The sequence below is a fragment of the Streptomyces sp. enrichment culture genome (assembly GCF_964272895.1).
In the GTDB taxonomy this organism is placed as follows: domain Bacteria; phylum Actinomycetota; class Actinomycetes; order Streptomycetales; family Streptomycetaceae; genus Streptomyces.
Genome location: NZ_OZ186832.1, coordinates 1,981,929 through 2,005,750 on the forward strand (window position 1 = coordinate 1,981,929; position 23,822 = coordinate 2,005,750).

The 23,822-nt window shown below is 70.7% G+C and carries 21 protein-coding genes; 5 read left to right on the forward strand and 16 right to left on the reverse strand.

Annotated features, from left to right (window positions below; all coding sequences use genetic code 11):
• From ACSU6M_RS08995 to ACSU6M_RS09005, 3 genes are all read left to right on the forward strand, one after another.
• Positions 1-801, forward strand: a complete 801-nt coding sequence (locus tag ACSU6M_RS08995) for a DsbA family protein (protein WP_437068545.1) — start codon at positions 1-3, stop codon at positions 799-801.
• A gap of 123 nt (positions 802-924) precedes the next feature.
• Positions 925-2,586 (forward strand): alkaline phosphatase D family protein, encoded by a 1,662-nt coding sequence (locus ACSU6M_RS09000; RefSeq protein ID WP_437068547.1) that lies wholly within the window; start codon positions 925-927, stop codon positions 2,584-2,586.
• 351 nt (positions 2,587-2,937) lie between these two features.
• On the forward strand, positions 2,938-3,906 hold the full coding sequence (locus tag ACSU6M_RS09005) for a zinc metalloprotease (protein ID WP_437068549.1): 969 nt from the start codon (positions 2,938-2,940) through the stop codon (positions 3,904-3,906).
• Between the two features lie 36 nt (positions 3,907-3,942).
• Here ACSU6M_RS09005 and ACSU6M_RS09010 read toward each other — a convergent pair whose 3' ends face one another.
• On the reverse strand, positions 3,943-4,512 hold the full coding sequence (locus tag ACSU6M_RS09010) for a dienelactone hydrolase family protein (protein WP_437068551.1): 570 nt from the start codon (positions 4,510-4,512) through the stop codon (positions 3,943-3,945).
• A gap of 35 nt (positions 4,513-4,547) precedes the next feature.
• Here ACSU6M_RS09010 and ACSU6M_RS09015 point away from each other — a divergent pair, with 35 nt between their 5' ends.
• Positions 4,548-5,651, forward strand: coding sequence for a mechanosensitive ion channel family protein (locus ACSU6M_RS09015; protein ID WP_437068552.1), 1,104 nt, complete (start codon positions 4,548-4,550; stop codon positions 5,649-5,651).
• A 7-nt stretch (positions 5,652-5,658) separates the two neighbouring features.
• Here ACSU6M_RS09015 and ACSU6M_RS09020 read toward each other — a convergent pair whose 3' ends face one another.
• The 6 genes from ACSU6M_RS09020 to ACSU6M_RS09045 form a co-directional block, all read right to left on the reverse strand.
• On the reverse strand, positions 5,659-6,399 hold the full coding sequence (locus ACSU6M_RS09020) for an SDR family NAD(P)-dependent oxidoreductase (protein WP_437068554.1): 741 nt from the start codon (positions 6,397-6,399) through the stop codon (positions 5,659-5,661).
• Between the two features lie 31 nt (positions 6,400-6,430).
• The gene (locus ACSU6M_RS09025; RefSeq protein WP_437068556.1) at positions 6,431-8,005 is read right to left on the reverse strand and encodes a Na+/H+ antiporter; all 1,575 of its coding nucleotides are present in this window, start codon (positions 8,003-8,005) and stop codon (positions 6,431-6,433) included.
• Between the two features lie 72 nt (positions 8,006-8,077).
• On the reverse strand, positions 8,078-8,548 hold the full coding sequence (locus ACSU6M_RS09030) for a GNAT family N-acetyltransferase (RefSeq protein WP_437068558.1): 471 nt from the start codon (positions 8,546-8,548) through the stop codon (positions 8,078-8,080).
• On the reverse strand, positions 8,545-9,489 hold the full coding sequence (locus ACSU6M_RS09035; protein ID WP_437068560.1) for an RluA family pseudouridine synthase: 945 nt from the start codon (positions 9,487-9,489) through the stop codon (positions 8,545-8,547). The genes ACSU6M_RS09030 and ACSU6M_RS09035 overlap by 4 nt, the downstream gene beginning before the upstream one ends.
• Before the next feature lie 53 nt (positions 9,490-9,542).
• Positions 9,543-10,205, reverse strand: a complete 663-nt coding sequence (lspA, locus tag ACSU6M_RS09040; RefSeq protein WP_437068562.1) for a signal peptidase II — start codon at positions 10,203-10,205, stop codon at positions 9,543-9,545.
• 61 nt (positions 10,206-10,266) lie between these two features.
• Positions 10,267-11,412 carry a TraR/DksA family transcriptional regulator gene (locus tag ACSU6M_RS09045; RefSeq protein WP_437068564.1) on the reverse strand — a complete coding sequence of 382 codons (1,146 nt, stop codon included), beginning with the start codon at positions 11,410-11,412 and terminating at the stop codon, positions 10,267-10,269.
• Positions 11,413-11,998: 586 nt separating this feature from the next.
• Between ACSU6M_RS09045 and ileS the strand changes: the two genes are divergently transcribed.
• Entirely contained in the window at positions 11,999-15,136 is a 3,138-nt protein-coding gene (gene ileS, locus ACSU6M_RS09050) for an isoleucine--tRNA ligase (protein WP_437068566.1), read from the forward strand.
• 160 nt (positions 15,137-15,296) lie between these two features.
• On the opposite strand, the gene ACSU6M_RS09055 is transcribed toward ileS, so the two are convergent.
• The 9 genes from ACSU6M_RS09055 to ftsW form a co-directional block, all read right to left on the reverse strand.
• The gene (locus ACSU6M_RS09055; RefSeq protein ID WP_437068568.1) at positions 15,297-16,412 is read right to left on the reverse strand and encodes a DivIVA domain-containing protein; all 1,116 of its coding nucleotides are present in this window, start codon (positions 16,410-16,412) and stop codon (positions 15,297-15,299) included.
• 55 nt (positions 16,413-16,467) lie between these two features.
• Complete coding sequence (locus tag ACSU6M_RS09060; RefSeq protein ID WP_004001943.1) at positions 16,468-16,755, reverse strand: YggT family protein; 288 nt, start codon at positions 16,753-16,755, stop codon at positions 16,468-16,470.
• A 59-nt stretch (positions 16,756-16,814) separates the two neighbouring features.
• Positions 16,815-17,456 (reverse strand): cell division protein SepF, encoded by a 642-nt coding sequence (locus ACSU6M_RS09065; RefSeq protein WP_437068569.1) that lies wholly within the window; start codon positions 17,454-17,456, stop codon positions 16,815-16,817.
• A gap of 128 nt (positions 17,457-17,584) precedes the next feature.
• Positions 17,585-18,304: a YggS family pyridoxal phosphate-dependent enzyme gene (locus tag ACSU6M_RS09070; protein ID WP_437068570.1), complete on the reverse strand. Its 720-nt coding sequence runs from the start codon at positions 18,302-18,304 to the stop codon at positions 17,585-17,587.
• A gap of 6 nt (positions 18,305-18,310) precedes the next feature.
• Entirely contained in the window at positions 18,311-19,042 is a 732-nt protein-coding gene (gene pgeF / locus ACSU6M_RS09075; protein ID WP_437068572.1) for a peptidoglycan editing factor PgeF, read from the reverse strand.
• Positions 19,039-20,229: a cell division protein FtsZ gene (gene ftsZ, locus ACSU6M_RS09080; RefSeq protein ID WP_437068574.1), complete on the reverse strand. Its 1,191-nt coding sequence runs from the start codon at positions 20,227-20,229 to the stop codon at positions 19,039-19,041. Before ftsZ ends, pgeF begins: the two co-directional genes overlap by 4 nt.
• Positions 20,230-20,517: 288 nt before the next feature.
• Positions 20,518-21,309, reverse strand: a complete 792-nt coding sequence (locus tag ACSU6M_RS09085) for a cell division protein FtsQ/DivIB (protein WP_437068576.1) — start codon at positions 21,307-21,309, stop codon at positions 20,518-20,520.
• Positions 21,310-21,344: 35 nt separating this feature from the next.
• A complete protein-coding gene (gene murG, locus ACSU6M_RS09090; RefSeq protein WP_437068578.1) occupies positions 21,345-22,442 on the reverse strand; it encodes an undecaprenyldiphospho-muramoylpentapeptide beta-N-acetylglucosaminyltransferase in 1,098 nt (365 codons plus the stop codon).
• 6 nt (positions 22,443-22,448) lie between these two features.
• The gene (gene ftsW / locus ACSU6M_RS09095) at positions 22,449-23,813 is read right to left on the reverse strand and encodes a putative lipid II flippase FtsW (RefSeq protein WP_437068580.1); all 1,365 of its coding nucleotides are present in this window, start codon (positions 23,811-23,813) and stop codon (positions 22,449-22,451) included.
• Positions 23,814-23,822: the final 9 nt, after the last annotated feature.

Consider the following 23,822-nt stretch of genomic DNA (forward strand, 5'->3'; position numbering starts at 1 on the left):
ATGAGCAAGCGGAACAGCCAGTCGGCCAAGCAGGCGGCCCGGGAGCGGCTGCGCATCGAGCGCGAGCGCGAGGCCAAGCGGGCCAAGGTCAGGCGTCAGGTCATCGTGGCCTGCTCGGTCGTCGGTGTCCTGGCGGTGGCCGGCGGCATAGGCTTCGCGGTCGTCAAGGCCAACGAGCCCGGCCACTGGGAGGAGGCCGCGAAGGCGACCGTCGTCGCCCCGGCCAACACCTCCGGCAAGGACGGCACCACGGTCCTCCTCGGCGACTCCACGACCGACCACGTCGTCCACCTCTACGAGGACCCGCGCTGCCCGGCCTGCGCCAGCTTCGAGCAGACCGTCGGCGAGAGCGTCAACAAGGGCATGGAGGACGGCGACTACAAGCTCTCCGTCACCCTCGGCACCTTCCTCGACGGCAACCTCGGCGGCGAGGGCTCCAAGAACGCCCTCAGCGCGCTCGGCGCCGCGCTGAACGTCGGCCCCGAGGCGTTCCTGGACTACAAGGCCGCGCTGTACTCGGCCAAGTACCACCCGTCGGAGTCCACCGACGACTTCGCCGACGACAGCTACCTGATCAAGGTGGCGAACACGGTCGACGCCCTGAAGAACAACAAGAAGTTCCAGGACGCCGTGCGGCAGGGCACGTACGACGCCTGGGCGATGAAGATGAGCAAGTCCTTCGACGACACGGACGACGTGAACCAGACGCCCACCGTCAAGATCAACGACAAGGTGATCAAGAACCCGAGCAGTGTCGCCGAGTGGCAGGCGGCGCTGAAGGAAGCCGGCGTCACCAAGTAGCCCGGCGGGCCCGCCGGACAAGGAAACAGGCCGCGGAAGAGCGGGCGAACTCTTGGCAGTTCGCCCGCTCTCGCCGTCCGTATGTCTTACCCATACGACTACCGGTCAGTAATCTGATCGGCCGTGACCAGTCGCCACAGATCTCACATAGATCCCAACACACCTGCTCCGCGCCGCCGTTCGGTCGTCAAGGCCGCGGCCGCCGGAGCCGTCCTCGCCGCTCCGCTCGCCGCCGGCCACCCCGCGCGCGCCGCCGAGTCGGCCCCCGCCTTCCTGCACGGCGTCGCCTCCGGCGATCCGCTGCCCGACGGCGTCCTGCTGTGGACCCGGGTGACCCCGGCCCCCGAGGCGGTGCCCGGATCCGGGCTCGGTCCGGACACCCCGGTCAGCTGGGTCGTCGCCACCGACCAGGCGCTGACGAACATCGTCGCCAAGGGCACGGTGACCGCCACTGCCGCGGCCGACCACACGGTCAAGGCGGACGTGCGCGGCCTCGCCCCCGCCACCGACTACTTCTTCCGCTTCTCCGCGGGCTCCACCGACTCGCCGACGGGCCGCACCCGCACGGCGCCGGCCGCCGACGCCGCCGTCGCGAACCTGCGCTTCGGCGTGGTCTCCTGCGCCAACTGGGAGGCCGGCCACTTCGCCGCGTACCGCCATCTCACGGCCCGCGGCGACCTGGACGCCTGGCTGCACCTCGGGGACTACATCTACGAGTACGGATCCGGCCAGTACGGCACCCGCGACACGGTCGTACGGCCGCACGCCCCCGCCCACGAGATCCTCACCCTCGCCGACTACCGCACCCGGCACGGCCGTTACAAGACCGACCCCGACCTCCAGGCCCTGCACGCCAAGGCGCCGGTCGTGGCGATCTGGGACGACCACGAGATCGCCAACGACGCCTGGTCGGGCGGCGCGGAGAACCACACCGAGGGCGCCGAGGGCGCGTACGCGAACCGCCAGGCGGCCGCCAAGCAGGCGTACTTCGAGTGGATGCCGGTGCGCCCGGCGATCGCCGGCACCACCTACCGCCGGCTGCGCTTCGGCAAGCTGGCCGATCTGTCGCTGCTGGATCTGCGCTCCTTCCGCTCCCAGCAGGTGGCGTTCGGCGGCGGCGCGGTCGACGACCCGGAGCGCACCCTGACCGGGCGGGCCCAGCTGGACTGGCTGAAGGCGGGGCTGACGTCCTCCGACACCACCTGGCGGCTGGTCGGCAACTCCGTGATGGTGGCGCCGTTCGCCATCGGCTCGCTCTCCGCGGAGCTGCTCAAGCCGCTCGCCGAGCTGCTGGGCCTGCCCAAGGAGGGCCTGGCGATCAACACCGACCAGTGGGACGGCTACACCGACGACCGCCGCGAGCTGCTGGCGCATCTGCGCGCCCACTCCATCCGCAACACGGTGTTCCTCACCGGCGACATCCACATGGCGTGGGCCAACGACGTCCCGGTGAACGCCGGGACCTATCCCTTCTCGGCCTCCGCGGCCACCGAGTTCGTCGTCACCTCGGTCACCTCCGACAACCTCGACGACCTGGTCAAGGTCCCCGAGGGCACGGTCTCGGCCGTCGCCGCCCCGCTGATCCGCGCCGCCAACCGGCACGTCCACTGGGTCGACACCGACCGCCACGGCTACGGCGTCCTGGACATCACCGCCGAGCGCGCGCAGATGGACTACTACGTGCTCTCCGACCGCACGAAGGCCGACGCGACCGCCGCCTGGGCCCGCTCGTACCGCACCCGCAGCGGCACCCAGAAGGTCGAGCGCAGCTACAGCCCGGTCTGAGCCAACCCCAGCAAGGGCGATTTTCAGCCAATCACCGAATGTTACTGACCAGTTAAGGCGAGATCACATCGCTACGGCGGGTGGTGTGAGCCGGGGCCCTAATCCGGACACACCACCCGCGCCGGTCACCGCTGTCGTTACATCGGGGTCCCGAACTCCGGACAACGCGATAGTTAACTTTCCCAATCATCCCTGTTCGCCGGGAATTTGATTGGGCCTGATCACTTCTCTTGTCGGGTCGGCATGTCCACGTAATCTCCGGGCGGCGGCCAGGAAGATCCCTGGCTCAACTACTCCCCACCGAACCCCACAGGAGTCAGCATGCGCGCGCTCGCCCGGATATCTCCCCGTATGCGCAGACGTTTCCTCGGCACGGCCGTCGTGGCCGGAACCCTGCTCTTCACCCCGCTGTCGGCGCCCACCGGTGTCGCCGCGGCCGCCGGCACCCCCAGCGCCGAGTGCGTCGAGGACGCCCACGACGACCACGCGCACGCCGCGGCCCGTGAGGCCAAGCCGGGCGCGGGCGAGCACGCCGCCGAGCCCAACGAGGTCAGCGCCGCCAAGGCCCAGGCCATGGACGCGGACCTGAAGAAGAAGCTGGACAAGCTGCGCTCCAGCGGCCGCCTCTCCGCCGCCGCCGCGACGACCATCCCGGTCTACTTCCACGTCATCCACGACGGCACCAAGGGCCAGCTCAGCTCCGCCGACATCAACGCCCAGATGAACGTGCTGAACTCGGCGTTCAGCGGCGTGGGCACCGGCAACACCGACTCCGGCTACCAGTTCTCGCTCGTGAGCACCGACTACACGAACAACGCGGCCTGGTACAACGTCAGCCACGGCTCGACGGCGGAGAAGGAGATGAAGGCCGCGCTGCGCAAGGGCGGCGCCAACGCGCTCAACATCTACACCGCCAACCTCGGCGGCGGCCTGCTCGGCTGGGCCACCTTCCCCAGCTCCTACGCCTCCAACCCGACCATGGACGGCGTGGTCCTGCTGGACGCCTCGCTGCCGGGCGGCTCCGCGGCCAACTACAACCAGGGCGACACCGCGACCCACGAGGTCGGCCACTGGATGGGCCTGTACCACACCTTCCAGGGCGGCTGCAACGGCAACGGTGACTACGTCACCGACACCCCCGCCGAGAAGAGCGCGGCCTACCAGTGCCCCGAGGGCCGCGACAGCTGCGCCAGCAAGCCGGGTGTCGACCCGATCCACAACTTCATGGACTACACCTACGACGCCTGCATGTACCAGTTCACCGCGGGCCAGGTGAGCCGCATGCAGCAGCACTGGGCGGCGTACCGCGCGGGCGTCTGAACCGTCTGACGGCTCACAGCGAGTCGGGCTGACGGCTCACAGCGAGTCGAGGAAGCCGAGCGCCACCCGCCAGGTGGCCTCGGCCGCCTCCGCGTCGTAGTCCGGCAGGTCGGGGTCGGTGTACAGATGACCGGCCCCGGCGTACCGGTAGACCTCCACATCGGCGCCCGTGCGGCGCATCTGGAGATACCAGGAGCTCAGCCAGTCGTCCGGCTCGAACGGGTCAGGCTCGGCGACATGCAGCTGCACCGGCAGCTCGTCCGCCGTCGCGTTCGGCGCGATGTCCGAGGTGCCGTGCAGAAGCAGCAGACCGCGCGCCTTGTCGTCGCCGAGGGCGAGGGTCTGCGCGACGGAGGCGCCCAGCGAGAAACCGGCGTACACCAGCCCACGCTCCGAGTAGGGCGCGGCCGCCAGCACGGCCCGCTTGAGCAGTTCGTCCTTGCCGATCTCGTCCTTGATCGCCATGCCCTCTTCGACCGTCTCGAACGTACGTCCCTCGAAGAGATCGGGCGTCCACACCTCGTGACCGGCGGCGCGCAGCCGCTCGGCGGCGGCGCGCACCGCGGGCCGCAGACCGTAGGCCGAATGAAAGAGCATGATGTTCATGAGGCCATCGTGCCAGTTTGGGTACGGTCCAGGGCATGGAGAACGTACTGCGCCCGCTGATCGTCATCGGCGGCTCGGTCGTCCTCACGCTGCTCATAGGCTGGGCGACCGACCGACTGCTGAGCCAGGCGGACCGCCGGCACAGCGAGACCCCGCTGTGGGGGCTGCTGCGCCGCGGCCGCATCCCCTACCACCTCGTGCTGTTCGCGGCCCTGCTGAGAGGGTCCTACGACGAGGCGAAAGTCCTGGAGGCCCATGAGGTCGGCATCGGGCGGACGCTGACGCTGGTCCTGATCGGGTCGGCCGCCTGGCTGGTGATCCGGATCGCCGCGGCCGTGGTCGAGACGACGTACTCCCGCTACGCCCGCGCCCACCACGACGCGGCCCGGGTCCGGCGGGTGCGCACCCAGGTGACCCTCATCACACGTGTGGTGGCCGCGATCGTCGGTGTCGTGGCGGTGGCCGCGATGCTGCTGACGTTCCCGGCGATGCGCGCGGCCGGTGCCTCGCTGCTGGCCTCGGCCGGCATCATCGGCATCGTCGCCGGTGTGGCCGCGCAGTCGACGCTGAGCAATATGTTCGCGGGGCTGCAGATCGCCTTCGGCGACATGGTGCGCATAGGGGACACCGTGGTGGTGGACGGCGAGTGGGGCACCGTCGAGGAGATCACGCTGACCTTCCTGACCGTGCGCACCTGGGACGAGCGCCGGATCACCATGCCGGTGTCGTACTTCACGTCCAAGCCGTTCGAGAACTGGTCGCGCGGCACCCCGCAGATGACCGGCATCGTCCACTGGCACCTGGACCACTCGGCGCCGGTGGAGGCGATGCGCGAGAAGCTGCGCGACATCCTGCGCGAGTGCCCGGCCTGGGACGGCCGCGCCTACGGTCTGGACGTCACGGACACCACGCCCAACACCATGGAGGTGCGGGCGCTGGTGACCGCCAAGGACGCGGACGACGTGTGGACGGTACGGGTCACGGTGCGCGAGGCGATGATCCGCTGGCTGGTCGCCGAGCACCCGTACGCCCTGCCGCGGGTCAACACCGCCGACGCGGTGCTGCCCGGACCCCGGCCCTCCCCCGACGGGGCGCGGCCCCGCCGGGCCGTGGACACCCCGCGGACCGAACGGGGCTGATCCGCCGTCAGTGGCCGCGCTCCGCGCCGCCGTTGACCTGGAGGATCTGCGAGGTGATGTGCCCGGCGCCCGGGGACGCCAGCCAGTGGAGCGTGGCGGCGACGTCCCCGGGCGTCCCCGCGCGGCCGGTCGAGGTCTCCCCGATCAGCCGCTCCCGGCGCGCCGCGTCGATGGGTCCGCCGAAGAACTCGGTGTCCTCGATGTAGCCGGGCGCCACCGCGTTCACGGTGATCCCACGCGGGCCGAGCTGCCGGGCCAGATCGTGCACATACGGGTGCAGCGCGGCCTTCGACGCCGCGTACGCCCCGCTGCCCGAGCCCCGGTAGGCGGCGATGGAGCTGAGGAACAGCACCCGCCCGCCGGGCTCTGCCAGCCGCTCCTTGAGCGCCTCGGTGAGCAGCACCGCGGTGAGCACATTCAGCCGGAAGTTCACGTTCCAGTCGTGCAGGACGCCGTCCAGCGGGTCCTCGCCCGCGGACCGCGGCTCCAGCCCTCCGTTCCCGCCCGCGCTGTGCACCAGCACGTCGACGGTCCCGATCTCCTGCCGTACGAACTCCACGACCCGCCGCACCTCGCCGGGTTCGGCGAGATCGGCGGCGCAGATCAGCGCCCCCGGCACCGCGGCCTTCTCCAGCACCTCGGCCCGCCGCCCCAGCAGCACCACCTGGTCCCCGTCGGCCGCGAACGCCTGAGCCGCGGCGAGCCCGATCCCCGTACCGCCACCACTGATCACCACATTGCGTGTCATGATCACAGCGTACGAAGGAAGGCCGCCGCGGTCATCTGAGGCTGCGCACGTCCAACTGCCGCAGCACCCGGTCCACCACCTCGGGGTCCGCCCCCGGCTCACTGCGCGCGGCCAGCACCTCGTGCCGCGCGGCGCTCAGCATCTCCCCCTCGATCCGCCGCAGCCGCTTCACCCGCCGCAGGGCCTCGCGCCGGTCCTCCTCGCCGATCTCGGGAGCGATCCGCACCCCGATGTCGTGGGCCCGCCGCAGCATCCGCTCGGACAGCTCCTCCGGCAGCTCCTCGACCTCCTCGATCTCCCGCAGCCTCGCCTTCGCCGCCTTCGCCGCCCGCACCGCCAGCGCCTTCTCGAACGCCTTCTCGCGCTCGGTGTCGGCCCGCACCCCCAGCCGCCTCACCAGCCACGGCAGCGTCAGCCCCTGCACCACCAGCGTGGCCATGATGACCCCGAAGGCGATGAAGACGATCTCGTCCCGGTCGGGGAACGGCACCCCCGCGTCGGTCTCCAGCGGAATCGCCAGCGCCAGCGCCACCGAGGCCACCCCGCGCATCCCCGACCACCACATCACGACCGTCTCCCGCCAGCTCGTCGGGATGTCCTCGTCGTGGTCCCGCCGCGCGTGCAGCCGTTTGGTGAGCCAGGTCGCCGGCAGCAGCCAGGCCAGCCGTACGAAGATCACGACGGCCGCGACCGCCGCGGCCCAGCCGAGCATCTCGCCCCAGCGCCCGGACGCGGTCCGCACCGCGATGTGCAGTTCGAGTCCGATCAGCCCGAACGCCACCCCGGTGACCAGGGTGTCGACGATGTCCCAGAAGGTGTGCCCGGCGAGCCGGGTCATCACATCGTCGGCGTCGGAGGCGTACTCGGCGAGGAACAGCGCGGCGGTCAGCACCGCCAGCACCCCCGAGCCGTGCATCTCCTCGGCCAGCACATAGGAGGCGTACGGCACCAGCAGCGTCAGCCCGATCTGCAGGGTCGGGTCGCCGAGCAGGTCCAGCAGCCGGTTGGCGCCCCAGCCCAGCGCGATCCCGACGGCGAGGGCGACCACGGCGGACAGCAGCAGGTCCAGGCCCGCCTCCCAGGGCGAGAAGCTGCCGGTGACGACGGCGGCGATGGCCACGTGGTACAGCACGATGGCCGTCACGTCGTTGAAGAGCCCCTCGCCCTCCAGGATGGACACCAGCCGCCGGGGCAGCCCGAGCTGTCCGGCGACGGCGGTCGCGGCGACCGGGTCGGGCGGCGCCACCAGCGCCCCGAGCGCGAACGCGGCGGCGAGCGGCAGCCCCGGCACGATCGCGTGGGCGACGGCGGCCACGCTCACCATCGTGACGAACACCAGCGCCACGGCCAGCAGGAAGATCGGCCGCCGGTTCGCCGCGAACTGCCGCCAGGACGTGCGCCGTACGGCCGCGTACAGCAGCGGTGGCAGCAGCAGCGGAAGGATCAGATCCGGCGGTACGTCGACGTTCGGCACGAACTCCAGCAGGGCCAGGGCGATGCCGAACAGCGTCATCAGCACCGGCGCCGGCAGTCCCAGCCGGTCCCCCAGCGGGACGCTCAGCACGGCCCCGAGCAGCAGCAGGAAGACCAGGGCCAACTGTTCCACGCTGGGCGCTCCGGGAGTCCGACGATCACATGGCAGACCTCAAGCCTGCCACGCCGTCCCCGCGCCGAACGGTTACAGCGCGCGGCGCATCGCCCGGTGCGGGATCCCGGCCTCGGGGTACTCCGGTCCGTACGCCTCGTAGCCGAGCCGCTCGTAGAAGCCCAGCGCGTGCGTCTGCGCGTGCAGATCGACGGCGGTCAGGCCCCGCGCGCGTGCCGCGTCCTCGATGGCGCGGACCAGCGCCGCGCCGACGCCCAGCCCCCGGGCCTCCCGCGTCACGGCCAGCCGCCCGAGCGCGCCGACCGCCGGATCGCCGCCGACCCGGTCGGCGGCCGCCTCTCCGTACAGCAGCCGTCCGGTGCCGAGCGGCACCCCGTCCTCCCGGACCGCCAGGACATGGACCGCGACGGCGTCGTAGGAGTCGTACTCGATCTCCTCCGGCACCCCCTGCTCGGCCACGAAGACCTGCTTGCGGACGGCGAAGCACGCCTCGCGGTCCGCGGGGTCCTCGGCGACCCGGACGGTGTACGGGGCCGGGCTCATCCGTAGGTCTCCTCGCGGACCTGGTCCAGGGCCTGCTGCAGGTCGTCCGGGTAGTCGCTGGAGAACTCCACCCAGCTGCCGTCCCCGGGGTGCTCGAAGCCGAGGCGCACGGCGTGCAGCCACTGGCGGGTCAGACGCAGCCGCTTGGCGAGCGTCGGGTCGGCGCCGTAGGTGAGGTCGCCGACGCAGGGGTGGCGGTGCGCGGACATGTGGACGCGGATCTGGTGGGTCCGGCCGGTCTCCAGCTTCACATCGAGCAGGGAAGCGGCGCGGAACGCCTCGACGAGGTCGTAGTGCGTGACGGAGGGCTTGCCCTCCGCGGTGACCGCCCACTTGTAGTCGTGGTTCGGGTGGCGGCCGATCGGCGCGTCGATGGTGCCGCTGGTCGGGTCCGGGTGGCCCTGCACGAGCGTGTGGTAGCGCTTGTCGACCGTGCGCTCCTTGAACTGGCGCTTGAGCGAGGTGTACGCGCGCTCGGACTTGGCGACCACCATCAGGCCGGAGGTGCCCACGTCCAGGCGGTGCACGATGCCCTGGCGCTCGGCGGCGCCGGAGGTGGAGATGCGGTAGCCGGCCGCCGCGAGGCCGCCGATGACGGTCGGGCCGCTCCAGCCGGGCGAGGGGTGGGCGGCGACGCCGACGGGCTTGACGATGACCACGATGTCGTCGTCGTCATGGACGATCTCCATGCCCTCGACCGGCTCGGCCACCACCTGCACCGGCGCGGCCGCCTGGGGCATCTCGACCTCCAGCCAGGCCCCGCCGTGCACGCGCTCGGACTTGCCGACCACCGTGCCGTCGACCAGCACCTTGCCCGCGGCGGCCAGCTCCGCCGCCTTCGTACGGGAGAAGCCGAACATGCGGGAGATGGCGGCGTCGACGCGCTCGCCCTCCAGGCCGTCGGGCACGGGCAGGGTACGGATCTCGGGAATCGTGCTCACCCGTCGAGTATGCCGGACGGGTGAGACAGTCCCGTACGAGAGCCCTTGCGCGCTCAGTCCTTGTGGACGGTTCCGTCCGGGTCCAGGCCCCGGAAGGACAGCAGCACGATCAGGATGCCGCCGCACACGATCGCCGAGTCCGCGAGATTGAACACGGCGAAGTGCTTGGGCGCGATGAAGTCCACGACCGCGCCCTCGAAGACACCGGGGGCGCGGAAGATGCGGTCGGTGAGGTTGCCGAGCGCGCCACCGAGCAGCAGACCGAGGGCGATGGCCCAGGGCAGGCTGTAGAGCTTGCGGGCCAAGCGGATGATCACGACGATCACGGCCGCCGCGATCAGGGTGAAGATGATCGTGAATGCCTGGCCGAAGCCGAAGGCCGCGCCGCGGTTGCGGATGGCGTCGAACTTCAGCCACTCGCCGAAGATCTCGATCGCCTCCTGGTGCTCCAGCTTCGCCACCACGATCATCTTGCTGACCAGGTCGATCAGGTACGCGAAGGCGGCGACCGCGAACAGCACCGCGATCTGGCGCCGCCCCCGCGGCTGCTCGGCGGGCTCCTGTCCGCTCTGCGCGGGGGCCTCGGAGTCGCCGGAGGCGCCGGCGTCCGCGGACGCGTCCGAGCGCGCCCGAGTGCCGTCGTCGTCCCGCTCCTGTGCGGACCGTGCCGCCTCGGGGATGTCCGGCGTACCGATGATGCGCTCCGCCTCTGCCACGTGAGTCCCTCAACCTAGGTGCCTGACTGAGGACGAGGGTACGTCACGCCTCCCCGGTCGATCAGTACCGGCGTTCCTGCTTCTGCTTGCACTCCACGCACAGCGTGGCCCGCGGGAAGGCCTGCATGCGCGCCTTGCCGATGGGCTTGCCGCAGTTCTCGCACAGACCGTACGTGCCCGCGTCCAGCCGCTCCAGGGCCCGCTCGGTCTGGAGCAGCATCTCGCGCGCGTTGGCGGCCAGCGCCAGCTCGTGCTCGCGCGTGATGTTCTTCGCGCCGGTGTCGGCCTGGTCGTCCCCGGCGCCGTCGCCGGACTCGCGCATCAGGCCCACCAGGGACTGCTCGGAGGAGGCCAGCTCGGCGCGCAGCCGCTCCAGCTCCCCGGTCAGCTCCGCGCGCGCCTCCTCGACCTCTTCCGGGGTCCAGGGGTCCTCGCCGGGGCGTACGGCGAGCTCACCCGGCTCCACCGCGGCGCCGCGCGCCTTGGGTACGGCCGTCTGGGCGGCGGCCGTGGCCGTGCCAGGAGTCTTCTTCGCAACCACTGTCGTGGCTCCCGTCTGCTCCGCGGCCTCGGCCGCACCCGCCTGCTTCGCCGTGCTCTTCGCCGCCGCGGTCTTCTTGGCGGCGCTCTTGGTGGAGGTGGTCGTGGTGGAGGTGGTCATGGTGGAGGTGGTCTTCCCGGAGGTGCTCGCCTTCTTGGCAGCGGCCTTCTTGGCAGCGGCCTTCTTGGCAGCGGCCTTCTTCGCGACGGTCTTCTTCGCGACCGCCTTCTCGGCAGGCGCCTTCTTCGCGACCGCCTTCTTCGCGGCTGCCTTCTCGGCAGGCACGTCCTTGGCCACCGCCTCCTCGGCCGGCGCCTTCTTCCCGGCCACCTTCTTGGCAGGCGCCTTCTTGGCAGGCACCCGCGTCTCGGCTCCCCCCTCCGACACCGTCCTCTTCGCAGCGACCTCCTTCGCCGCAGCCTTCTTCGCAGCGACCTCCTTCGCCACAGACTTCTTCGCAGCGATCTCCTTCGCCACAGACTTCTTCGCAGCGACCTTCTTCGCCACAGCCTCCTTCGTGGCGACCTTCTTCGCCGCAGCCTTCTTCGTGGCCTTCCTCGCAGCCGTGCTCTTCTTCCCACCGACGTCCTTGGCGGAACCGCCGGAGGCAGCCGCAGGTGTGGACCCGCTGGACGCCGACTGTTCGGCGGTCTTCTTCGCCACCATGGCCGCGGCCCCTTCACATATTGTGATCTTGCTCGCGAATCGTGCTGGGACGATAAATCGACACGAGTCCCGCGGCAACGGGGCACGCCGCCCGATTCGGCCACCCCGCGCGTGCGCGAGGCCGGCATGCATGCGTTGTGCCCAGCTCCCCGCCGGGTAATCCGCCGGACCCACCACCCCAGGACCGAACCCGGCACATCTGGCCATTCGGGTCATCTCGGACAGGTTCCGCGCGGGTCCGAGGGACCCCCCGAAAACCGGTCGGCCGCTGTCCGCGCGGCGCCGTACACTGGGCGGAGCGAAAAGCGTGGATGGGGACGAGTAGCGGCGTACGCAGCCCAGAGCGACCCGGGGACGGTGGGAGCCCGGGGGCGAGCGCGACGTGAAGATCACCCCGGAGCCGCCGGAAGAACGCCCCGAGGGGCCAGTAGACCCGGCATCGCGACCCCAATGAGGGGGCTCACCGGCGCCGCACCCGGCATCGGAGGGCCAAGGAGGGTGGTACCGCGGGAGCGCGCCGAAACCGGCGCAGCAGCTCTCGTCCCTCCGGACGGAAGGCAGCAAGTCCGCCGGAGGAAGCTCGCTGATGACATCGCCTACGTACCGCCAGGTACCCGCCCAGGTCGACCTGCCCGCTCTCGAGCACGCGGTGCTCGACTTCTGGCGCGAGCAGAAGATCTTCGCCAAGAGCCTGGAGCAGTCCGAGGGCCGCCCCGAATGGGTGTTCTACGAGGGCCCGCCCACCGCCAACGGCATGCCCGGCGCCCACCACATCGAGGCGCGTGTCTTCAAGGACGTCTTCCCCCGCTTCCGCACCATGCGCGGCTACCACGTCGCCCGCAAGGCCGGCTGGGACTGCCACGGTCTGCCGGTCGAGCTGGCGGTCGAGAAGGAGCTGGGCTTCAGCGGCAAGCAGGACATCGAGGCATACGGCATCGCCGAGTTCAACGCCAAGTGCCGCGAGTCGGTGACCCGGCACACCGACGCCTTCGCCGAGCTGACGACCCGCATGGGCTACTGGGTCGACCTCGACGACGCCTACCGCACGATGGACCCCGAGTACATCGAGTCGGTCTGGTGGTCGCTGAAGCAGATCTTCGACAAGGGCCTGCTGGTCCAGGACCACCGCGTCGCCCCCTGGTGCCCGCGCTGCGGCACCGGCCTGTCCGACCACGAGCTGGCCCAGGGCTACGAGACGGTCGTCGACCCCTCCGTCTACGTCCGCTTCCCGCTGACCTCCGGCCCGCTGGCCGGCGAGGCCGCGCTCCTGGTCTGGACGACGACCCCCTGGACCCTGGTCTCCAACACGGCCGTCGCCGCCCACCCCGAGGTCAGCTACGTCGTCGCGACGAACGGCGAGGAGAAGCTGGTCGTCGCCGAGCCGCTGGTCGCCAAGGCCCTCGGCGAGGGCTGGGAGACCACCGGCCAGACCTTCACCGGCGCCGAGATGGAACGCTGGACCTACCAGCGTCCCTTCGAGCTGGTCGAGTTCCCCGAGCCGGCCCACTTCGTGGTGAACGCCGAGTACGTCACCACCGAGGACGGCACGGGTCTGGTCCACCAGTCCCCCGCCTTCGGTGAGGACGACCTCAAGGTCTGCCGCTCCTACGGCCTGCCGGTGGTCAACCCGGTCCTCCCGGACGGCACCTTCGCGCCCGAGGTCCCGATGGTCGGCGGCGTCTTCTTCAAGAAGGCCGACGAGAAGCTCACCGCGGACCTCGGCGACCGCGGCCTGCTCTTCAAGCACCTGCCGTACGAGCACAGCTACCCGCACTGCTGGCGCTGCCACACCGCGCTGCTCTACTACGCGCAGCCGTCCTGGTACATCCGTACGACGGCCGTCAAGGACCGCCTGCTCCAGGAGAACGAGAACACCAACTGGTTCCCGGACACGGTCAAGCACGGCCGCTACGGCGACTGGCTGAACAACAACATCGACTGGGCGCTGTCCCGCAACCGCTACTGGGGCACCCCGCTGCCGATCTGGCGCTGCGAGGACGACCACCTCACCTGCGTCGGCTCCCGCGCGGAGCTCACCGAGCTGACCGGCACCGACCAGTCGGAGCTCGACCCGCACCGCCCGTTCATCGACGACGTCACCTTCGCCTGCCCGCAGTGCGCCAAGCCGGCCACGCGCGTGCCGGAGGTCATCGACGCCTGGTACGACTCGGGTTCCATGCCGTTCGCGCAGTGGGGCTACCCGTACAAGAACAAGGACCTGTTCGAGTCCCGCTACCCGGCGCAGTTCATCTCCGAGGCCATCGACCAGACGCGTGGGTGGTTCTACACGCTGATGGCGGTCGGCACGCTGGTCTTCGACAAGTCCTCCTACGAGAACGTCGTCTGCCTCGGCCACATCCTCGCCGAGGACGGCCGCAAGATGTCCAAGCACCTGGGCAACATCCTGCAGCCCATCCCGCTCATGGACCAGCACGGCGCCGACGCGGTCCGCTGGTTCATGGCGGCCGGCGGCTCCCCGTGGGCCGCGCGCCGCGTGGGCCACGGCACCATCCAGGAGGTCGTCCGCAAGACGCTCCTCACGTACTGGAACACGGTCGCCTTCCAGGCCCTGTACGCCCGTACGTCGGGCTGGGCGCCGTCCGAGGCCGACCCGGCCCCGGCCGACCGCCCGCTGCTGGACCGCTGGCTGCTGTCCGAACTGCACGCCCTGACCGACCAGGTGACCCAGGCGCTGGAGGCGTACGACACCCAGCGCGCCGGCAAGCTGCTGTCCGCGTTCGTCGACGACCTGTCCAACTGGTACGTCCGCCGCTCCCGCCGCCGCTTCTGGCAGGGCGACAAGGCGGCGCTGCGCACGCTGCACGAGGTCGTCGAGACGGTCACCAAGCTGATGGCGCCGCTGACCCCGTTCATCACCGAGCGGGTGTGGCAGGACCTGGTCGTGCCGGTCACTCCGGGCGCGCCCGAGTCGGTGCACCTGGCGTCCTGGCCGGAGGCGGACCTCGGGGCCATCGACCCCGAGCTGTCGAAGCAGATGGTGCTGGTGCGACGGCTGGTGGAGCTGGGGCGTGCCACGCGCGCGGAGTCGGGTGTCAAGACGCGTCAGCCGCTGCGGCGGGCGCTGATCGCCGCGGCGGGCTTCGAGGCGCTGGACCCCGAGCTGCACACGCAGATCACGGAGGAGCTGAACGTCGAGTCGCTGGCGTCGCTGTCCGAGGTCGGCGGATCGCTGGTCGACACCACCGCCAAGGCCAACTTCCGTGCCCTGGGCAAGCGGTTCGGCAAGCGGGTGCAGGACGTCGCCAAGGCCGTGGCGAACGCGGATGCCGCCGCCCTGTCGCTGGCGCTGCGCGAGGGCACGGCGTCGGTGGAGGTCGACGGGGAGACCATCACGCTCGCTCCGGACGAGGTGATCATCACCGAGACGCCTCGGGAGGGGTGGTCGGTGGCGTCCGACTCCGGCGCGACCGTGGCGCTGGACCTGGAGATCACGGAGGAGCTGCGGCGGGCGGGTCTCGCGCGGGATGCCATCCGGCTGATCCAGGAGGCCCGTAAGAACAGTGGGCTGGATGTGGCGGACCGGATCGCGCTGCGATGGGTGGCCACGGACCCGGCGACGGCCGCCGCGCTGGCCGAGCATGCCGGGCTGATCGCCGACGAGGTTCTCGCCACCGACTTCGGTCAGGGCGAGGCGGACGACACGTTCGGGGCGCCGTTCACCGACGAGGGGCTGTCGCTGACGTTCCGCCTGCGCAAGGCGTAAGTCACAGAGAAACGGCGGCTGCCCATCGGGCGGCCGCCGTTTCGCGTGCTCGTCCCCTACGAGTCCCCCCGCAACGCGCGTAAAAGGGGCGAGCCCCGGACCGTGGTCCAGGGCTCGCCCCTTGTGAACGCTGCCGACGCCTACGGCGTACTACCGGCCGTCAGTTGTCGTCCTCGTCGATGAGGAAGCCGCGCATCGGCGACGGGGCCTGGCCCATCGGGGAGGGGCCCTGCGGGCGGACCGGCGCCATGGGCTGGGTCATGGCCGGGGACATCTGCTGCTGGCCGCCGTAGGACGGGGCGGACGGAGCCGGGGCGCCGCCACCCATCGTCTGGTTGCCGCCGTACGACGGGGCGCTCGCACCGGCCGGGGCCATGGAAGGCGCCGGGGACGGCGGGAGGGACGCGGTCGCGGGCGTGCGCGGCGGGGCGAGGGAGTCGTCGGCCTGGGTCTCCAGCTGACGCAGCTGGGACTCCAGGTAGGACTTCAGCCGCGTGCGGTACTCGCGCTCGAAGCCGCGCAGGTCCTCGACCTTGCGCTCCAGCGTGGCGCGGGCGGACTCCAGGGAGCCCATCGCGACGCGGTGCTTCTCCTGCGCGTCCCGCTCCAGGGCGTCGGCCTTGGCACGGGCGTCGCGCTCCAGACCCTCGGCGCGGCTGCGGGCCTCGCCGACGATCTTGTTGGCCTCGGAGCGGGCCTCGGCGATCGCCTGGTCGGCGGTCTGCTGGGCCAGCGAGAGGACACGGGCGGCGCTGTCGCCGCCGGGGCCCTGACCGGGACCGCCCATGGGGCCGCCCATCGGACCGCCCATGGGGCCGCCCATCTGCTGCGGCATCGGGGGCTGGCCCATCGGACCGGGACCCTGACCCATCGGGCCGGGACCCTGCGGACCCTGACCGCCGGGGCCGGCGGGCAGCTGCGGGGCACCGCTCGGCAGCTGGGGCGGGCCACCCATGGGGCCGCCCATCTGCTGCTGCGGCGGGCCCGATATGCCGGCCGGCACCGGGGCGCCGGGGCCTCGCATGCCCTGCTGCGGCATACCGCCCTGCTGCTGGTCCTGCTGCTCCGGGGGCTTGCGCATGTTCTGCTGGTTCTGGGCAGCAGCGCGCGTGGCCGCGGCCAGCTTGGCGCGCAGGTCCTCGTTCTCGCGGAGCAGGCGGGTCAGTTCGGCTTCGACCTCATCGAGGAAGGCATCGACCTCGTCCTCGTCATAGCCTTCTCGGAGGCGGACGGTCGTGAACTGCTTGTTCCGCACGTCCTCGGGGGTCAACGGCATCTCTTCACCTCAACGTTGTCGTCGGCAGTCGGCAAGACCGTATCTGTCACATCGCTCACATCGCGCTCCGCACGAGCGTGATCAGGATGTAGACGATGATCATCAGTACGAAGAAGGACAGGTCGAGCGCCACGCCCCCGAGACGCAACGGCGGGATCACCCGCCGCAGAAGCTTGAGCGGTGGATCGGTGACAGTGTAGGTGGCCTCCAGAACGACCACCATCGCCTTGCCGGGTTGCCACGAGCGGGCGAACTGGAAGACGTAGTCCATGACCAATCGGAAGATCAGCACGATGAGGAACACCATCAGCGCGATGTAGAGAACCTGCAGGACCACGCTCATAGCTGGTGCTTCCCTCTCCCCTGTTCCTGTGCCGTGCTGTGCTTTTCCGGTGGTGCGTCTCAGCTCTGGTTGAAGAACCCGCCCTCTGCGATGCGGGCCTTGTCCTCCGCCGTGACATCGACGTTAGCAGGAGACAACAGGAACACCTTCTGCGTCACCCGCTCGATGCTGCCGTGAAGACCAAACACCAAACCTGCCGCAAAGTCGACAAGTCGCTTCGCGTCTGTGTCGTCCATCTCAGTCAGATTCATGATCACCGGGGTGCCCTCACGGAAGTGTTCCCCGATGGTACGGGCCTCGTTGTAGGTCCGCGGGTGAAGTGTGGTGATCCGGTAAGGCTCTCGTTCGGACACGACCTTGGGCATGATCACCGGTGCGTTCTTCTCCAGGCTTGCGCGTTCTTGTGTGATGGACGCCACGGGCGCGATGCGCGCCGGGCGGCCGGATTCCGCGGGTAGCGAAGCGGATCGGGCGACCGGTTCGCGCGGCGCGGGCGGCTGCACGATTCGCACCTCTTCGTCCCTTTCGGGCTGATGTGCGATGTGCGACTGATGCGACGGCTCGTGCCGCCGGTGGTCCCGCTCCGGCTCCGGGTCGAGTTCGGGCTCGAAGTCGTCGTCGGGATCGAATCCCCGGCCGTCGTACCCATCGTCCTCCACGAGGCCGAGGTAGACCGCCATCTTGCGCATCGCGCCGGCCATGCTCTGAGTCCTCCGCTCTGTGGTGGATCGGCTGACGACTGCCAAGTGCCCGCGATCCACGAGGTCGTTGTGCCACCTTTCGGCGGTAATGACCATATTTTCTGCTGTGGTCCGACTTCCTGGCGACGTTACCCGAGCCCGGCGCGGACTCCGAGTACCGCAGTGCCGACGCGTACATGTGTCGCTCCGGCCGCCACGGCCTCCTCGAGGTCCGCACTCATTCCTGCCGAGACCATGTTCGCAGCCGGATGGGCTCGGCGCAGGACAGTCGACAAATCCATCAACCGCTCGAACGCCGCCCGTTCGCGCCCCGCGTACTCCCCGGTCAGCGGTGCGACGGTCATCAGTCCGTCGAGCCGCAGCCCCTCGGAGGCGGCGACGAGGTCGGCCAACTCTTCGATTCCGCCCGGAGCGACACCGCCCCGCTCCCCCCGGTCGCGCTCCCCGGCGTCCAGCGCGACCTGGATCAGACACCCCAGCTCGCGCCCCGCCCGCACGGCCTCCTTGGAGAGCGCCGTCACCAGCCGGGCCCGGTCCACGGACTGCACGACGTCCGCGTAACCGGCCACGGAGCGCACCTTGTTGGTCTGCAACTGGCCCACGAAGTGCCAGGTGAGCGGCAGATCCGAACATTCCGCGGCCTTCGGCGCGGCGTCCTGGTCACGGTTCTCGGCGACATGGCGCACACCGAGTTCCGACAGGATCCGCACATCGCTCGCCGGGTAGGTCTTGGTGACCACGATCAGCGTCACCTCGTCACGCGCGCGCCCGGCGGCCTCGCAGGCGGCGGCGATGCGTTCCTCCACCTTCGCCAGGTTCGCGGCGAGTTCGTCCTTACGGTCCGTCATGCCCCATCAGTCCAGCCAGACATAGCCCGCGAGCCGCCCGGTGGCGTTCTCACGGCGGTACGAGAAGTGGTCCCCCGACTCCAGCGTGCACACCGGCGACTGCGCCCGGTCGGCGACCCCGAGCCGGGCGAGCTGCGCGTGCACTCCGGCGGCGACGTCCACCGCGGGTGTGCCCCAGCTCGTCTCGGCGTGCGCCGCCGGTTCCACCGCGGCCACCTCGGCGCGCATCGCCTCCGGCACCTCGTAGCAGCGGCCGCACACCGCGGGTCCGGTGCGGGCGACGATCCGCGCGGGGTCGGCGGCGAGTTCGGTCATCGCGGCGACGGCGGCGGGGACGACCCCGGCGGTCATGCCGGGCCGGCCCGCGTGGGCCGCGGCGGCGACTCCGGCGACCGGGTCGGCCAGCAGCACCGGCACGCAGTCGGCGGTCAGGACGGCGAGGGCGAGTCCGCGACGGGCGGTGACGACCGCGTCGACCTTCGGGATCCCGGCGCCGGCCGGCCAGGGTCCGTCGACGACGGCCACGTCCGCGCTGTGCACCTGGTTCATCCAGACCACGCGCGCCGGGTCCAGGCCCAGCGACTTGGCGGCCAGCTCCCGGTTGGTGCGGACCGCCTCCGGGTCGTCGCCGACGGCGCCGCCCAGATTGAGCTCCTCATACGGAGCGGCGCTCACCCCGCCCCACCGGTCGGTGAAGGCGAAGTGCGCGCCGCTCACGCTCTCGCGCTGTCCTATCACTTGAGGAAGTCCGGCACGTCCAGCTCCTCGGCCGCGCTGCTGTCGTAGGTCCGCGACGGCGGCACGGGCGGGGCGACCTGGATGTCGGCCACCGGCTCGGGCGCGGGCTCCGGCTCCTCCTTCGGCGTGACGCTGCCGAGCGTGCCGAAGGACGGGCGGGTCTCGGTCTGCCGCACCGGAGCGGGCTCCTCGCGCTTGGCCGAGGCCGTGCCGAGGACGTTGTCCCGGCGGGCGGGGGGCTGGCCCCCGTCGAAGCCGGCCGCGATGACGGTGACGCGCACCTCGTCGCCGAGGGCGTCGTCGATGACCGCGCCGAAGATGATGTTGGCCTCGGGGTGGGCGGCCTCGCTGACCAGCTGGGCGGCCTCGTTGATCTCGAACAGACCGAGGTCGGAGCCGCCGGAGATGGACAGCAGCACACCGCGGGCGCCGTCGATGGACGCCTCAAGGAGCGGGGAGGAGATCGCCATCTCGGCCGCGGCCACCGCGCGGTCGTCGCCGCGGGCCGAGCCGATGCCCATGAGGGCCGAACCGGCCTCGGACATGACCGACTTGACGTCGGCGAAGTCCAGGTTGATCAGGCCGGGGGTGGTGATGAGGTCGGTGATGCCCTGAACGCCGGAGAGCAGGACCTGGTCCGCGGACTTGAAGGCGTCCAGGACCGAGACCTGACGGTCCGAGATGGACAGCAGTCGGTCGTTCGGGATGACGATGAGGGTGTCGACCTCTTCGCGGAGCTCGGCGATGCCGTCCTCGGCCTGGTTCGCGCGACGCCGTCCCTCGAAGGTGAACGGGCGCGTGACCACGCCGATGGTGAGCGCGCCGAGCGAGCGTGCGATGTTGGCCACGACGGGCGCCCCGCCGGTGCCGGTGCCGCCGCCTTCACCGGCCGTCACGAAGACCATGTCGGCCCCCTTGAGGACCTCCTCGATCTCCTCGCGGTGGTCCTCGGCGGCCTTGCGGCCGACGGCCGGGTTGGCTCCGGCGCCGAGTCCGCGGGTGAGTTCACGGCCGACGTCCAGCTTGACGTCGGCGTCGCTCATCAACAGAGCTTGCGCGTCGGTGTTGATGGCGATGAACTCGACGCCCTTGAGACCGACCTCGATCATCCGGTTGATGGCATTGACACCACCGCCGCCGACACCGATGACTTTGATGACTGCGAGGTAGTTCTGCGGTGCTGCCACGTCGAAGGCCTCTCGCCTCGAGTTACGTGTCGTCGGATCACCGGTACGCGCTGCGCCCCGCGATCAGACGACTGATGCCGAATGGGACGGTCCGTTTCGCCGACCCGAACCCTAACCCTGAAGTTTAGGGTTACCAGTGTGTCTGTTCCTTGGAGTCTTCTGAACGAGACACTAAGTCGACAAGTGGCGCGCGTTCAACGAACACGCCGAACCTCCCGTTTTTCTTTTCACCCTATGTGATCAGCCGTAGCGCTGCCCAACCAGGGTGCTGGCCTGCGCGGATGTGCGTCAACTCCCTGATGACGCAGGGGCGGTGGGAACGCTCACGTCGAAGTGCCGCGCACCGGGGGCGGCTTTCATCAGCGCGGTGAGCGTACGGGCCTTCGCGGCCCCCTTCTCCGAGCTCCCCCACACGACCGTCCGCCCGTCGCCCAACTCCAGTGAGACGGCGTCGTACGAACGCACCTTGACCAGCCGCGTCTGCCGGGCGACCCGGTCCGGGAGGTCACCGGCCACCCGCACCGCCTCGCGCACCAGCCGCCCCTCGCCGAAACGCCTCAGACTGGCCGCGGCGGAACTGGACCGGGAGACGGCCAATTCCAGAAGCGGAATCCCTTTCGGAGCCTCGGAAACCGTGGCGAAACGGACACCTTCATCGTCCACTTCGATGAACTTTCCGCCCTTTTCGACAAGAAGTACCGGAGTACGTTCTGTCACTTTCAGGCTGATTCCGTGCGGCCAGGAACGCTCCACGTCCACCGCGTCGATCCGCGGGAGTTTCCGCAGCAGACGTGACTCGATCGCATCGGTGTCGACGGAGACGAGCGGCTCCCCGAGCGGCACCTCGGCCGCCTCGCGCACCCGCTCCGGCGTCAGCACCCGGGTGCCGGAGACGGTGACCCGCTCGGCCCGCAGCCACGCGGAGCCGTACAACAGCCAGACGCCGCCCGCCGAGACCAGCAGGAGGGCGGCGAGGGCAGCGATCAGACGGAGGCGGCGCCGGAGGAACCTCCCCGCGGGGGGCGGGCCGGACGACTCCTGCTGGCGTTCACCGCGCTCCGCGGTGGTCGTTCCGGCCACGCTCCCTGCCCTCCGCCTACACAGAAATACGGTTCCTAACGGTGTGCACGGCCGGCGGCGATCGCCTCGTACACCATGCCGACGAGCAGGTCGTCGGCGTCGCGCCGGCCGAACTCACCGGCGGCGCGGGACATCTGGTACAGCCGGTGCGGGTCGGCGAGCACGGGCAGCACGTTCTGCTGCACCCACTCGGGGGTGAGGTCCGCGTCGTCCACCAGCAGACCGCCGCCGGCCTTGACCACCGGCTGGGCGTTCAGCCGCTGCTCGCCGTTGCCGATGGGCAGCGGGACATAGGCGGCCGGGAGCCCGACGGCGGAGAGCTCGGCGACGGTCATCGCGCCCGCGCGGCAGAGCATCATGTCGGCCGCGGCGTACGCGAGGTCCATCCGGTCCAGGTAACTTACCGGGATGTAGGGGGGCATCCCCGGCATCTGGTGCACCTGCGGCAGTTCGTTCTTCGGGCCGACCGCGTGCAGGATCTGGATGCCGGCCTGCTGCAGCCACGGGGCGACCTGCTGCACGACCTCGTTCAGCCGCCGGGCGCCCTGCGAGCCGCCGGAGACCAGCAGCGTCGGCAGGTTCGGGTCGAGCCCGAAGGCGGCGCGGGCCTCGGGGCGCACGGCGGCCCGGTCGAGGGTGGCGATGGAGTGGCGCAGCGGGATGCCGATGTAGCGCGCGCCCCGGAGCTTGCTGTCCGGGGTGGCCACGGCGACCTGTGCGGCGTACCGGGAGCCGATCTTGTTGGCGAGGCCGGGCCGGGCGTTCGCCTCGTGGATGACGATCGGCACGCCGAGCCGCTTGGCCGCCAGATAGCCGGGCAGCGCCACATAGCCGCCGAAGCCGACGACGCAGTCCGCCTTGGTGCGCTCCAGGATCTGCTCGGCGGCCTTGATGGTGCCGCGCAGCCGGCCCGGGACGGTGATCAGCTCGGGCGTGGGCTTGCGGGGCAGCGGTACGGCCGGGATCAGCGCCAGCTCGTAGCCCCGCTCGGGGACCAGCCTGGTCTCCAGACCGCGCTCCGTCCCCAGAGCCGTGATGCCCACGGTCGGGTCCTGCCTGCGCAGGGCGTCCGCGAGGGCGAGCGCGGGCTCGATGTGGCCCGCGGTACCCCCGCCGGCGAGTACGACATGCACCGAAATTCACCGCTCTCCGGACGAGCGCACCGCCGAGGTGCGCCGTCGCATCGTGTTCCATCTCCGGGGACTCCGACCAGCCGCAGTACCCCCAGCCCCCCGCTTTCTACCAAAGCGGGGTTGCCGCATCGCAAGCGCCGCCCGCGCAGCGGGCTCGTCACGCGCGAAGGCGATCAGCAGCCCGATGGCGAACATGGTCGGCAGCAGGGCGGATCCTCCGTAGGAGAACAGCGGGAGGGGGACACCGGCGATCGGCAGCAGCCCGAGCACCGCACCCATGTTGATCACGGCCTGGGCCGTGATCCAGGTGGTCACGCCTCCCGCGGCATACCTCACGAAGGGGTCCTCCGTGCGTCCGGCCACGCGAATACCCGCATAGCCTAGAGCGGCGAAGAGGGCGAGCACCGACAGCGTCCCCGCCAGGCCCAGTTCCTCACCGGTGACGGCGAAGATGAAGTCGGTGTGCGCTTCGGGGAGTTGACCCCATTTTTCCACACTCGCGCCGAGCCCGGACCCGAAGATTCCGCCGGAGGCGAGGGCGTAGATGCCGTGCACGGCCTGCCAGCAGACGTCCCCCGGACCGGGTTCGGTGGCGCCGATGCACTGCAACCGGGCCATGCGGTTGGAGCTGGTCTTGATCAGGATCACACCGATCACCGCGGCCACCGACAGCACTCCGGCGAACAGCCGGGTGGGCGCGCCGGCCAGCCAGAGCAGCCCGAACAGGATCGCCGTCAGGATGATCGCGGTCCCCATGTCGCCGCCGAGCATGATCAGCCCGAGCAGCATGAACGCGGCCGGCACCAGCGGCACCAGCATGTGCTTCCACTGGGTCAGCAGCTTCCTGTCCTGCTTGCGGGCGAGCAGGTCCGCGCCCCACAGCACCAGCGCGAGCTTGCCGAACTCGCTGGGCTGGAGCAGGAAGGGGCCGCCGACGGAGATCCAGTTCTGGTTGCCGTTGACCGAGACTCCTATCCCGGGCACCTGCACCAGCGCCATCAGGAAGACGGCGCCCGCCAGGATCGGGTAGGCCAGCGCCCGGTGCAGCTTGACCGGCATGCGGGAGGCGGCGAGCAGCAGCGCGCCGCCGATCAGCGCGGCCAGCAGCTGCTTGCGGAAGAAGTAGGAGCCCGGCAGGGACATCTGCAGCGCCTTGATCTGGGAGGCCGAGTAGACCATCACCAGACCCAGCACGATGATCAGCACGCTGCCGCCGAGGATCAGGTAGTACGCCGTCAGCGGCCGGTCCCACGCCCTGCGCGTGCGGGTGTAGAGGCGCAGCACCGGGTTGTCGCGCGGGGGGCGGGGGGCGGTGGACCGTGCGGCCGCCCGCTGGACGGGCGGCCTGCGGCCGGTTCGGCTACTGGGCATCAGCGCCTC